Raw genomic sequence first — 13721 nt, 5'->3', positions numbered from 1 at the left:
AATTATAAGGGTGGACCGTTTTTCGGTTGACATTTACAACTATTTAAACCTGAACGTTGTTCTTCTATATTTTTACTTACTCTACAATATACTGTAATTCTTACTACTTCTTTCGTTTTATTTTTAACTGGTATCTTCACTACATGTATCATTTTTTATCATCCTTATCACTCCAATCTTAACATATGAAAAAGATGCAAGTTATCATCAACAACTTACATCTCTATAAAACTGATTTGATTTTTTATCTTTTTCGCAACAGAACAATGGACTCTACATGCCTTGAGTGGGCAAAAAAGATGTCGCACCCCACTGGTATCCCCTTGGCGGAAGCCCATATTTCTGAAACAGTCGCCTGGATAGGCTATTTTTCATTGATTTGGTGCCTGCTTTTGCGTTACAATCCAAGTAATTGTAAGCAATAAAGCCTTCAAAAGCATGTTGTCCTCTTGAAGGCTTTATTCGGTACAACTTTAAAATTGGTTTACTTATCTTTATCTTCCTCTCTAAGATACTTAACTAGCCCCGGATAATTGCTTATCCTTACAGTTCGGATCAATTAGAATTAGCCGAAAACGGCGGCGAAGAAACGAACCACCGAGAAGCACCGCCGCATTGCCGAGCTTGATACCCTCATTGAACGACTGTATGCGGACCGGAAAAGGCGCGGTTGACCGCCTTGCCCTCAAAGGCTTAGGGGCATATCAACTATATATTGGGGCCGAGTGCCGTTACTTTAACACCGCCGCTAGCCATGAGCTTATGCTTCCTTTAGGACACTGTCCCAACAGACACTTTTTAAAGTATGCTGCACTAATCCTTATTTTTCACAGCATAGCGCAATGACAGACAGCCATGTTCTGCATTCTCTGTTCCCTGCAATTCCAAATTAACTTTTTCAGATAACAGAAGGTTATCAAATAGTTGTTTTTCTTTATTACCTACAAAACATGGTGATATCACAAGACTGATTTCATCAATAAGTCCGTTTTCTAATAATTTGTTGGTTAATCCACCGCCACTGTCTGTCCGCATGTATTTACACCCATATTGCTCATGCAGGATCTGAAAGGCTTTTTCATAGTCCACATGATCATTTCCTGACACAATATATGGGTAATGCCTTTCCTCCAAATAATTCAAATATTCCTTCGGAGTGGCAGTTGATACCAGAATGACAATTTCCTTCAGATATCCAAGATTTCTTAAGCAATGAAGACTTCTCAAGATACCTCTGCTGTCAGGTATGACTCCTATTGGTCTGGGGTCCTCCGGGCTTGTTATGATTTTCTCAAAATCAGCCTCTGTTTCAGCAGGATATTTTTCAAATGCAGTAAAAACAGTATTGGACCCAAACAGCACCGCATCCGAATGAATTCCCCCGGCAACCTGGTAGTAAACTTCCGGATTATCAAAGCCTTTAATGCGGCCATCAAGGCTAATTTGTGTGTGCATAATTATCTTTGGTTTCATATTTTTCAATCCTCCTTTTTGATAGTAGAATATCATAATACACTGACAGCTGTATGTCAGCAGGGGATATGAAACCTTACAAAAAATACATAACAGACCAATCGCTTTCTCTAAATCAAGTTTAGGCAGTGATTCGTAATTTGTGCCAGGTGTTTACGGGTTATGCATTTTAATTCATCAGGTTGGACTATTTCAATGCCTGATCCATATTCAATCAGCTGCTTGCTCAATATCTCAAAGGAATCTGTCTGGAATTCGATTTCCATTTTACTTCCCAAATCGGTTTCTTCAAGGAAGCCGAGAGAATACCTGTTCTTGATAGAATTGTATGTCTCCCCTTTTTCAGCTCTAAGAATTACATTATATAGTTTTTTATATGAAAGCATTTGTTTTAATATTTGTTCCAAAGAGCCATCATGGCTTTGACAGAGCTCTTCTTCTATGCAAATGCTTTTAATCCGATCCACACGAAAATTCCTATATTCATTTCTTAGCCTGCAAAACCGATTAAGTACCAGTTCTGTTCATAAAACCCCAGTGATATAAGCTCTATCATTCTGCTTTCCGGTTCTTGCCCTCCTGATGCAGGATATTGAATTGATATTACCCTTTTATTGCAGATTGCAGTCTGAATTGCTGCAATAACGTTATCCGCCAATGTATTTTTCTGTCCAGATGTGCTGTACACGTTAATACTGTTCTCCAACTCCTGTGCATAGTTTTTTTCACCATGCTTCAAAATAGATTTGATTTTATACATAGCTGAATCAAAATCCTTTATAAATGATTCATCTCCATGGCAATTTAAAAATTTCCCTGCTGTAATCAATGCACCCACTTCCGCCGCTGTAAACATTACCGGCGGAAGTAGGAAGCCCTCTACAAGAAAATATCCTTTTCCGGCCTCAGATCCAATTGGTATTCCGGCTTCTTCAAGTGTCCGGATATCTCTGTAAACTGTCCTTAAGCTTATATTAAATCGCTGTGCAATTTCTTTGGCAGGAATTATTTTTTTTGATTGCAGCTGAATAAGAATAGAGGTTACTCTGTTAATCCTGTTCAAATTTTATTCCTCCTCTGTGACTTCCATAAAAAGTATATCCTATGCGTTCTTAAGCTAGCTGCTGTTAGTGCTTCTCATTGCACCCTGGTTATAAAAGCCATACTCACAAACCTCTTCACCAAAACTCTTTACATCTCTAATATAGAACTCTATCTAGCGAACTTTTAGAAAAGATATAAAACATCAGAGTATGGACAGTTGCGGATGTACTTCAGAAAAGATTAGATGTCTAAAAAGCTTGTAGTTAAAGCTTTTTAGACATCTAAATCTAGGTACTAAAACAATTCATCCAGTAAAATATAATATTTTATTTTCTCCCAATCAGGCTTGATCCCCAGTAAGTCAAAAAATAGCTCGACATACTGTTCTTCCCCGATATCCTCCCTGATCGACCGGACGCAGAAGGCAATGTCATACCACTTGTCCGCCCTGCCGCTTCTCCCAAGATCAATAAAGCCACTTACTTTGCCATCTTTCACAAAGATGTTGCTGTCTCCCAGGTCGCCGTGGGAAAAGACAAGTTCCTCTTCGGGCTTTTCCGTCTTTAAAAAATCATACAGCTCGCGCGGATCTTTAAATGGAGTGTCTTCTTCCCAGTTTTCGCAATCCACATCGGCCAGATCGTTATTCAGTAAGTAATCCAATTCGGCTAAGCGGCTGTCTAAGCTATTCGTATAGGGACAATCCGATATGTCGATGGAGTGAAAGAGCCTGATGCACTCCGCATACAGCTCGATAATCTTTTCAGGGCTTTGTTCATCTTCATACTCTTCCGAGCAAAGGACGCCATCGGCCTCACTCATGAGCAGATTGCTCCAGCCATCATGCCGTTCAAAGTGCAGGACCTTTGGAACAGGCAGCTTTCCTTCCAGCCATAGCATCATGTCCTTTTCCCGTTCCACATCATAGGTGGTCCCTTTATACCGGCTGTCCGTCATTTTTAAATATAGGTTTTCATTTTCTCCCACCAGCTTATATACCTTAGCAGGAGACATTCCTTCCGTATCTTTTACGCAGCGGTATTTTTCGATCAGTTTTTTCAATTCCGGTGATATTCTCATTTTAGCCATTTATTATTTCCTTCCTCTTTTCTACAGTATTTAAAGATACCCCAAGAAGCTAATTATAACAAGACGAACTCCAATTCACTGTTCCTTGCATTCTAAAACCTTAAATACCAGAAAACAGCTTTTTCAAAGTTGTTTTCAAAGTTGGCGTATAACATAGTATCGACGGAGCCGATTTTGAAACCACAATTATGATAGAATTTACAAGCTATAAGGTTATTGTCCTGGGTTTCAAGCATTAGTCCATGCAAGTTTTTATGCTTTGCCCATTCTATAGATATATTGATAAGCGCGCTGCCTATGCCTTGCCCCCTGAAATCCTTACATACGGCGATATCTTCTATATAAGCGTACCGGTTCCAATTTTTTCGCAGTTTAACTTTTCCGACGCATTTATCGTCTTGGTAGTAAAGATATATTATCTTATCAGTATTGTCAATATATTCAAGGCAATCTGCCTCCTCATCCTCTTCATCCTCTTCGTCTTGGTAGCTTTTTAAATATGGCGCTTCATAGAGTAATTCTGTAAAGGTCCAATTCTCGTTTTCATACCTCGGTATAATCTTACCTATCACCTCAAATGGTTCGCTGGGTTTATCGATATCTTTCAGGTGCCCTGCTTTCATTTCTGTAATCACTGTTCCCGCCTCTCTTCTATATCAGCGGCATATGTGCTATCCAGGCAGCCGGTTTTACCAGTGTATTTTTTATACATGTCCCTGGTATATTTTGTTATATTCCTATCATACTCCGGATAGGCATAATGAAGCCTTTCCGCCACCTCACCGGATACCGCCCTGAACAATTGATGGCATAGAAATAATGCTTCCCATATGTTTTCATAGGAATCCATCCGGTAGGTGGACAAAAGTTTCTCCCACAAATCCTCGGATATATACCTTTCAATAAACTTATAGTTCTTGCCTACACTTAATTTAAAGCCTGTTTCGATGCCGACCTTCCATGATATCATTCTCAGCAGCTCATGGCGAACAATCTGATTAAAATGATCAATAGCAAATAAAATTTCCTTACGGCACAGTCCCTTAACCACATAGGTAGTGGTGTTCCAGAATTCATTGCAGCAGTCATCGTATTCCCGGGCACTGGGTTTTCTTATATGATAATCCATGTCGGTCGGAACTACAGCTTGCTGAATCCTTCCATCCTTATCCAGAATAATCTTTATCAATTTATCGTCATTCAGGTAGTTTCCCAACTCTTCCAGGGGCAATAAGGTAAGGTCTATTTTATTATAATCATCAAAAAGTATTATATAGGAGTAGCCTTTCTCTTCAGCCGGGAATAGTTCCATATCCTCCGGTTTTTGCATCATTATAATATTCCCAAATTGATTAAGCCAGTCATCATTAGATATAAACGGTTCTATATCACTTACAAAATATGTAATATCATAATCCTGAAATTCATCTTTAGGTATATTAATATTTGCGCGTGACCCCTCAAGGGTCACAATTCGAATACGTTCATCCTGTTCTGCTAAAGAAAGTACTAAATCCATCATTTCTTTTTCTGATCTCATTTACATACTCCTCGTTTATTTTTTCTATATTATTACATCTTCTTTTTTGCCGATACAATCAGCATCATTGGGCGTCGCATTTCATCCGCCATCCCCGGAATATCCATCATGTTCTCTGGCGGCTGTGGCTCCACAATCTGATTTATTATAAAACTATTTGAAAGCAGTGTATTTAGATATGTGGTCAGTGTTCTATGATATTTTGTAACCTTTTCTTCCAAAAACATAGCTGTCCGTTTGCCCTCATAATAATAATTGTCCACCGGGAAATGCAGTATTTCTCCTTTTTCGTTATAATACCAGTCTTGTGTTCCATGAGCAGTAAAAACAGGATGTTCAACTGTAAAAACTAAATTGCCACCAGCCTTCAGCATCCTATATATCTTTTTTATTAAATTCTCATAGTCTGCTACATAATGAAACGCAAGCGAACTTAGTATTACATCAAAGCTCTCCTCTGGGAAATCCACATCTTCTATGGCACAGCATTCATATTCAATCTGTGGAAAATGGGTTTTTCCTTTTGCTACTTCGAGCATTTTATGAGAAATATCAACACCTACTACAGAGGAAGCACCGTTTTCCATCGCATATATACAGTGCCATCCATAGCCGCATCCTAAATCAAGCACACGCTTACCCTTAAAATCAGGTAGCATCTTTTTCAAAGTCTCCCATTCTCCCGCACCAGCCAGTCCTTTCTGCGAGCGACTCATTTGACTGTATTTTTGAAAAAATATATTATCATAATCTTCATCTTGTAATTTTTTCTTTATTGAAGAAACATCTATGTCATTTATATCTATTGCTTCTTTTATAGAATTATCAAAAATATCGTTTGATTCTAAAGTTTTGACACAATCCTCATTGATATCAGATGCATATTTTATATTAATTCCTGCAAGATGAGCACCTATATCTAAACCTCCCGCACCAGCAAACATACTAACACCTATAATATTTTTTGATGTTATACTTCTATCCATATTTAGTGATTTACTTTCATACTTTAATTTTATTTTATTATTTTTTTGTTCAACTTTATCATAAAATTCAACCATCTGTGGTGCATAAATGTTCTTAAATATATCATCATTTAATTGAAGAACTTTTTCCCCATTATTATTTATAAAGTCTAAATTCTCTTTAGTCATTTTTTCTCCTATATTCAATAATATCTCCAATATCACATTGAAAATACTCACAAATCTTTCCTAATGTTTCCAAACTTACATTTTCGTCTCTTCCCATTTTTGCTATTGTCTTGGGTGTTGTTGCTATTGCACATTGTAAGTCTGTTTTTTTCATATTTTTATCTATTAATAACTTCCATAATTTATTATATGAAAATCCCATATCATTCTCCAATTCTATATTTTACCTTTCTAAATGTATAGATTAACTACCTAATTATAGCATATAACACATATCCCTTTCAATTATATGATTTACTGCGTTAAACTGAGCAAAAAAATAACGGCAGTCCGAAGACTGCCGATATTTATCTCTCTGCGCCTTTGCTATGGTCTTTCTTATTAAATTTAGTTTTATCGTCTGTCTTAAAGCTTTTTATTTGCCCTAATATTGACTTTTTATCCTTGCCTTGACTCTTTGCTTGTTCTTTTATTTTTAAGAGCTTAGAAGACAAAATACGAACATTCTTATGTTCCTTTCCGTTGTTATCAATACTTGTTTTTACTTGTCCAAATATTTTAACAAAATCTCCTTGCTTTAAGTTCTCTAAATCTTTTGTCTTATCTCCATAGGCTGAACAATTGGTATAAACTTTATTCCCATCGTCATCTTTTGAAACAATTAAAAAATTACTTACTTTGAATTTTTCTCCATTTGCATTTTCTCTTTCAAGATTTTCTACTTGACCAGCTATATTGCCCACGATATTTATAAGATCGTCTTTTTCTTCAATATCACTGACATTTTCAACAATCTTACCTTGTTCTTTCATATCATCAATCATATAGTCAAAGTCATCACTTAGTAGACCTGTTGTGTCATTGTTCATATATAAAACATAGACTTCTTCAAGTGCCTTTTTATCATTAACACCTTTTTCTATGCTCACAAGTGCTTTTATAAAATCCTTGTAATTATCATTCATCATTTCTTCTAAGTTTTCTCTAATATCTTTGTATTCCATAATTTCCTCCTTGTATTAAATAAGGAGAGCCTTTCGCTCTCCTCTATCTTTCTTGTCCTTTTTCACTTTTTTCTTGATTTTTATCTTTTTCTTCTTCCGATTTGAATTTTGATATTTGTCCTAATATTGATGGTTTCTCTTCCCTTGCTTGAAAGTTATCCTCTACATCATAAGTGGATTCAAAGTAATCACTATCTTTAAAATCATTGTCATATCTATCTGGTATTCCGTCATTATCCAGATCTTTTGCTAGTGGATCATAGAAGTTTCCATCATCATCTATTTCTAATCCTAGTGCTTGTTTTAAATCTTCTTCATCTACTGATACCAGATCATCAAAACTTGACATCTTTATGGCTTCGGTAATATCTTTAAGAGCTTGTGAATTAGATATATCTTCTTCTACAAAAGATTCTGTTCTAATAGCTACATCATCTACATACTGAGTCCATGTTTTTTCTTCCAAATTTACCTCATATTGAATAGAGTGCTTCCCATCTGGTGTTTCTGTATAGGCAAGTCCTATATGACTTAAATCAGGGTATAGTTTGTCGAAGTCTTCATAGCTATTAGATTCTGAAAACTCGTAGTTAGAATAATCAACTATCGCCCTCTTTAAATCTTCTAATAGTGGTGATTGGTTTTCTAATTCTTCTACTTCTCCCATATCTAAAAGTTTATTAATTTCAGCTAGTCTTAGCGTCTTATCCCTTAACTCATCTGCTTTTTCAAATGGTTTAGTCAATTCTACTTTGGCATTTTCTAAAGATTCTTTATAGTTTTCAAGGTTTTGATTTAATCTCTCAAGTCTTGCAGGTATTTTTTCAATGGCATTATCAAGCCTTGTTATATTGCCATCAGTAGAGTTTGAAAACTCTCCGAAGTATTCTGCTTTTCCTAGAAGTTTAAAAGTGTGGGTATTTGTCATAAAGTTATATGAAACTTGTAAGTCTAAATTTCTATATTTACCAATAACCTTGCTATCATTTATCTTTACATTTTTTATTTTTTCTAATAGTTTCTCTCCAGCCTCTTTCTTACCTAAAATTTTATTTGCACCAAGAGTGATTGAAGTAAATTTACTTTCCCCATCTCCTAATTTCTCAATACTTGCAACATCTTCTTTAACTGCTTGTATTTCCATTTCAGTTTTTAAAATACTTTGAGGATAAATTTTATTTACCTTATCTTCAATCTTATATTTATTAGACTTATAGTTTGCTTCAAGCATTTTTAGTTTTGTAACTTCGTTATCTAAATCCATTTTTTCTTTAATTAGAGGATTGCCAGTAGCCAAAGCCTTAATCTCTGAATAAGATAGACTTGCCTCATCAACATCTTCTGCAACACGCACAGGTGTCTTGCTTGTCATTATTTGGGATATGAATTTCTGCTTATTTTCTATTGTCTGCCACAAATAAGCATCAAAGGTATTTTCTGTCACATATCTAAAGATATTTACCTTATCATTTTCATTACCTTGACGAACAATTCTACCACTTCTTTGCTCTAGGTCAGACGGTCTCCAAGGGACGTCTAAATCATGTAAGGCTATTAGTTTATTTTGTACATTTGTACCTGCTCCCATTTTTTGAGTAGATCCTAATAAGACTCTTACTTCTCCTCTTCTTACCTTAGAGAACAGTTCATCTTTTTGTTTGTCTGTATCTGCTTCGTGGATAAAGGCTATTTCCTCTTTTGGTATTCCCATATTTACTAGCTTATTTCTAATATCATCATAGATATTAAATTCTCCATCTCCTTTTGGTGTAGACATATCTGAAAATACTAATTGGGTCGATGAATTTTCTTTTGTCTTATCCCAGATCGAAAAGATATTTTTTACACATACATTTACCTTTGAATCAGGATCATCGGGAAGTAGTGGATTTATTAATCTTTGATCAAGGGCAAGTTTTTTACCATCATTTGTAATCTTTAGCATATTATCTTCTGTTGGCTCGACTTGGTTATTTCTAACTGCGTCAGCTCTTTCTGAAATAGCTTCTAATATTTCTTTTTGTTCCTCAGTAGGTTTTGTTTTAATAACTTCAAAATTTGCTTCTGGCACTGGCAAATTTAACATATCTGAAGTCTTTATATCTGCTACTTCTTTAAACATGCTCATCAGTTCTGGTAAGTTATAAAACTTTGAAAATCTTGTCTTTTGCCTATATCCAGTACCTTCAGGAGATAATTCAAAGGTGTTTTCTGTTTCTCCAAAAGTAGAAGCCCAAGCGTCAAAATGTTCTAATCCTCTTGCCTTTAAATCGTCATATTGAAGGTATCTTTGCATGGTATAAAGCTCTGTCATTGAATTTGATATTGGTGTACCAGTAGCAAATACAACTCCCTTTCCATCTGTCATTTCATCCATATACCTACATTTCATATACATATCCGAAGACTTAAAAGCTTCACTTTGACCGATACCCGCAACATTTCTCATCTTTGTATGCAAGAATAAGTTTTTGTAATTATGAGCTTCGTCTATAAATAACTTATCTACTCCTAGTTCTTCAAAGGTTATTACATCATCCTTTTTAAAATCATCATTTAGTTTTTCCAGTCTTACCAAGAGTTTCTTCTTTGTCTTTTCCAGTTGTTTTACAGTGAAATTTTCTCCTCTATTTCTTTTGTTCTCATCAATAAAGGAAACTATATCATCTATTTGGTCTTGTATATGCCTTACCTGGTATTCCTTAGACATTGGTATTTTTTCAAATTGAGAGTGTCCTATGATGACTGCGTCATATTCTCCTGTTGCAATCCTACCAATAAATCTTTTTCTATTTTTTGGTTGAAAGTCTTTTTTATCAGCCACCATAATATTTGCTGACGGATATAATTGCATAAACTCTCTACCAATTTGAGTAGTTAGATGGTTAGGAACTACAAATAATGATTTACTTGCAAGTCCTAACTTTTTAGATTCCATAGCAGAAGCTACCATTTCAAAAGTTTTTCCTGCTCCTACTACATGGGCAAGTAGTGTATTTCCACCATAAAGAGTCCTTGCTATGGCGTTTTTCTGATGTTCTCGAAGTCTGATTTCAGTATTCATTCCATCAAAAGTTAAGTTAGAACCATCAAATTCTCTATTTCTAATTGAATTGAATTTTTCATTATAAATCTTCTCTAGCCTATATCTTCTATCAGGATCTTCAAATATCCAATTCTTAAATTCTTCTTTAATCAGTTCTTGCTTTTGACTTGCAAGCATAGTTTCTTTTTTATTCAATACAGAAGTCTTAGAACCATCATCATTTATTACTTGATCAAATACCTTTGTATCTTTTAGATTAAGGGCATTTTCAATTAGCTTATAGGCGTTTACTCTACTTGTACCATAAGTCATGTTAGCAAGGTCATTAGTTGAGTCAACACTTTTACCTTCAATGTTCCATTCACTTGTGTGTGGCGAAAACCTAACATTTATATTCCACCTATCATAACCAGGTGTTTTTAAAAGATTAAAGGTAAAGTCTTCTATATCTTTCTGAGGTATCCATGTTGCTCCTAGTCTTACATTTATATCAGAAGCAGTGAGTTCTTCAGGCATAACTTCTTGTAATTTCTCTCTTTGGTATTTGAGTTTGCCTAACTCGTTTAATAATGTGTCTTTCTTTTCAGGAGGTGCTAGATCTATTACATTTTCAATTTCTCCGATATATGAATTGAGGTAACCAATCTTTTCTCTAATATTGCCACTTAGATACTCATCAGCCGATACATATGAAAAATGAAATGGATCGTCATTGTTAAAGTTTTCAAAGGGCATTCTGTTATTTATTAGGTCTGTGTCCTTAATATCTAAAAATATCTCGCCCTCAAGTTCACCAATTAAGGTGTCCCTATCTTTACTTGTGATAGATTCCATATATTCAAAATCTACATATCCCTTTTGTGAAACTGATAAGACTAAGGCTTCAAGGGAATTATCTACATGGTCTACTACTTTTGCCTTTGTTATTGTTCTTTTTGAGAATATATCACTCTTAGCTTTGAAATTATCCTCATCATCAAGTATTTCTATTGATGATACCAAAGGAAAGTTTGAGTCTTCCTTTAAGGCTCTAGTGTTTGATAAGGAGTTAATAAAGCCATGTTTCTTTGAAAAGTTATCATAGACTTCATTTAACTTTGCTTGTGATTCTTTTATTTCCGCGTCTGAATAATCGTCCTTTTGTTTTTCTATTACATCTTTTAAAGCATTCATAACATCAAGATAATCTTTTATCTTTTCTTTGTTTTTATCTGATATATTCTGCTTGATTAAGACTGAGTTTTCTCTTAGATAGACATCTTCGTCAATAATAGTGTAAGAAAAGTTTTTAACATCGTCTGTTGCTGGAAGACTTAATTCTTCATCTTCCAATAGTTCAACCTCTTCATATTTTGAATTTGAAGATATTTCCTTACTTGCAAGATCCATTAAATCCTTTAGATTTTCATCTTCTTTTTCATTACAAGTGATAGTATTTCCAAATCTACCAGATACTTCTTTCATATCCCCTAATACCATTTGTGGATTATCTACGAAGTATTTATTATAAGTCAAACCCTTATTATCAATAGCTAGATGAATCCAATCATCATCTCTTTCTATAACTGAATCTCTCTTCTTTAAAAAAATAATATCTGAAGTAACTTCTGTACCAGCAAGTCCTTTAAATGTAGTATTAGGAAGCCTCATAGCTCCTAAAAACTCACATCTTGCATTAATATATTTTCTAACAGATTCATCTTTTTTATCCATAGTTCCAGATGAAGTTATGAAGGCAATAATTCCTCCATTTCTAACCTTATCTATTGACTTTGCAAAAAAATAATCGTGAATCAGAAAGTTATTTCTGTTATATTCACGATCGTTAACTTTAAAATCTCCAAAGGGAACATTTCCTATAACTAAATCGAAAAAGTTATTTGAGAAGTTTGTTTCTTCAAAGCCTTTAATTTGAATATTAGCTTCAGGATAAAGCTCTCTTGCTATTCTTCCGCTTAGACTATCTTTTTCTACTCCATATACTTTAGAGCCTTTTATTTCACTTGGCATATTACCAATGAAGTTACCAACTCCTGCAGACGGTTCAAGGATATTTCCAGTCTTAAAACCCATATCTGTGAGAGTCTTATATATTCCGTCCATTACCTCTATAGGTGTATAAAATGATGTTAAGGTAGATTCTTTAGCATTCAAATACTCTTCATTTGTTAGATTTTCGTTTAAAATATTTCTTGCTTCAAGCCATTGCCCTCCTTTTTCTTCATCAAATACATCGGAAAGACCTCCCCAACCTAAATAGTCAGCAAGATAGGCTTGTTCATATTCTCTTGGACTCCTATTTTCATTTTCAAGTCTTTTTAGCATTTTGATAGCTTTTATATTTTTATCTAGCTTTTCTGATGGTGTTAGGTATTCAGAGTAGATATGAGTTTTCAAGTCATAATTTCTAGCAAAACTTAGGCTTTCCTTATTAGGTTCATAGCCTAAATTTTTTAAATCTTCTTTACCCCTCAATAAGTTTTCGGCCGCTTCCCTAGGCACATTGTATCTATCCATCATTTGGTCAATTTCAGGATTGTAGTTATCAATAAAGCTTTCTTGCTCTACTTGTCTTTCAATTTGATTTTCATGCTCAGATAATTTGTATATCTCATAATTTCCACTATCTAAAAGGGCATCAATTTTTCTACTTTCTTCAAATGTTTCACCCTTATATAAAGGAATTTCTTCTCCATTAACTTCTACTTTTGTTCCTGTTTCAATTAAGTTAATTCCATCAAAGGTATTCTCATCTTCTAAAATAAATTCCTTACCAACTTTTACTGCTAGTTTTTCTGATGTTTGACTTAGATTTTCAAAGATTTCTTCAAGGTATGAATCATTTCTATATGGAATTACTTCCGAACCCCTAATCATACCTCCCATATATTCCATATTATCTCTAATGGTTACAGTTTTAAGTCCTCCACTTAGTTCATCAAAGTCTGTAATGGTAAAGTCCTTATCTTTATATCTAACCTGATCACCTATCTTAAATTTAGGCTCTATCTTTTCTTTAGTTTCTTCTTTTAATGATTTTTCCTCACTTAGTGCAACTTGTTCTTCTAAATATGAAAATTCACGCTCATTTACTTCTTCACCATCACCAAGGTCAATCCTATAGTGTTCGACAACTTCACCATCTACATAGTGGTCAAAATAGAATTTGAAATATCCGATATAATCATCAGTCATTTCTCCAAATTCATTTTCTCCAAGAGTTTGATTATGGTCTTTAACATCAATATCCTTTTGTCTTAGGATATTGATTAAGTCTTTAGTTACTATCTGCCCACTATAATCGGGAACTAATTCGTGATTTTCATTAAATTCTACAATCCAATAATCTTTTCTATTTTCAGTGTTTTTGT

The 13721-nt window shown here is 34.5% G+C and carries 9 protein-coding genes and 3 pseudogenes; all 12 read right to left on the bottom strand.

What is annotated here, in order from left to right; genetic code table 11:
- Positions 1–2 precede the first annotated feature (2 nt).
- Positions 3–152 (bottom strand): hypothetical protein, encoded by a 150-nt coding sequence (locus IX290_RS01090; protein WP_211491403.1) that lies wholly within the window; start codon positions 150–152, stop codon positions 3–5.
- Between the two features lie 661 nt (positions 153–813).
- Complete coding sequence (locus IX290_RS01085; RefSeq protein ID WP_000802831.1) at positions 814–1473, bottom strand: RibD family protein; 660 nt, start codon at positions 1471–1473, stop codon at positions 814–816.
- Between the two features lie 110 nt (positions 1474–1583).
- A pseudogene (locus IX290_RS11590) lies at positions 1584–2329 on the bottom strand (WYL domain-containing protein).
- Between the two features lie 75 nt (positions 2330–2404).
- Positions 2405–2536 (bottom strand): annotated as a pseudogene (locus IX290_RS11585) (HTH domain-containing protein); the annotation flags it as partial.
- A 275-nt stretch (positions 2537–2811) separates the two neighbouring features.
- Positions 2812–3606, bottom strand: coding sequence for an aminoglycoside O-phosphotransferase APH(3')-IIIa (aph(3')-IIIa, locus tag IX290_RS01070; protein WP_001096887.1), 795 nt, complete (start codon positions 3604–3606; stop codon positions 2812–2814).
- Positions 3607–3698: 92 nt separating this feature from the next.
- A complete protein-coding gene (sat4, locus tag IX290_RS01065; RefSeq protein ID WP_000627290.1) occupies positions 3699–4241 on the bottom strand; it encodes a streptothricin N-acetyltransferase Sat4 in 543 nt (180 codons plus the stop codon).
- Positions 4238–5146: an aminoglycoside nucleotidyltransferase ANT(6)-Ia gene (locus tag IX290_RS01060; protein ID WP_001255864.1), complete on the bottom strand. Its 909-nt coding sequence runs from the start codon at positions 5144–5146 to the stop codon at positions 4238–4240. Before IX290_RS01060 ends, sat4 begins: the two co-directional genes overlap by 4 nt.
- 32 nt (positions 5147–5178) lie before the next feature.
- A complete protein-coding gene (locus IX290_RS11580; RefSeq protein ID WP_012775604.1) occupies positions 5179–5862 on the bottom strand; it encodes a class I SAM-dependent methyltransferase in 684 nt (227 codons plus the stop codon).
- Positions 5863–5925: 63 nt separating this feature from the next.
- Positions 5926–6090 (bottom strand): annotated as a pseudogene (locus IX290_RS11575) (DNA cytosine methyltransferase); the annotation flags it as partial.
- Between the two features lie 202 nt (positions 6091–6292).
- Positions 6293–6502, bottom strand: a complete 210-nt coding sequence (locus IX290_RS01050) for a helix-turn-helix domain-containing protein (protein ID WP_062810425.1) — start codon at positions 6500–6502, stop codon at positions 6293–6295.
- Between the two features lie 145 nt (positions 6503–6647).
- On the bottom strand, positions 6648–7304 hold the full coding sequence (locus IX290_RS01045) for a DNA-binding protein (RefSeq protein ID WP_211491372.1): 657 nt from the start codon (positions 7302–7304) through the stop codon (positions 6648–6650).
- A 43-nt stretch (positions 7305–7347) separates the two neighbouring features.
- A partial coding sequence (locus tag IX290_RS01040; protein ID WP_349290731.1) for a helicase-related protein occupies positions 7348–13721 on the bottom strand: 6374 nt, incomplete at its 5' end.

Source organism: Fusobacterium sp. DD2, assembly GCF_018205345.1.
Taxonomy (GTDB): Bacteria; Fusobacteriota; Fusobacteriia; order Fusobacteriales; family Fusobacteriaceae; genus Fusobacterium_A.
This window is presented reverse-complemented; position numbering and strand designations above follow the sequence as displayed.

What these genes read in the sequence shown, in the direction of transcription:
- IX290_RS01090 (WP_211491403.1), bottom strand. Translation starts at nt 152, where the DNA reads ATGATACATGTAGTGAAGATACCAGTTAAAAATAAAACGAAAGAAGTA.
- IX290_RS01085 (WP_000802831.1), bottom strand. Translation starts at nt 1,473, where the DNA reads ATGAAACCAAAGATAATTATGCACACACAAATTAGCCTTGATGGCCGC.
- IX290_RS01060 (WP_001255864.1), bottom strand. Translation starts at nt 5,146, where the DNA reads ATGAGATCAGAAAAAGAAATGATGGATTTAGTACTTTCTTTAGCAGAA.
- IX290_RS11580 (WP_012775604.1), bottom strand. Translation starts at nt 5,862, where the DNA reads ATGAGTCGCTCGCAGAAAGGACTGGCTGGTGCGGGAGAATGGGAGACT.
- IX290_RS01050 (WP_062810425.1), bottom strand. Translation starts at nt 6,502, where the DNA reads ATGGGATTTTCATATAATAAATTATGGAAGTTATTAATAGATAAAAAT.
- IX290_RS01045 (WP_211491372.1), bottom strand. Translation starts at nt 7,304, where the DNA reads ATGGAATACAAAGATATTAGAGAAAACTTAGAAGAAATGATGAATGAT.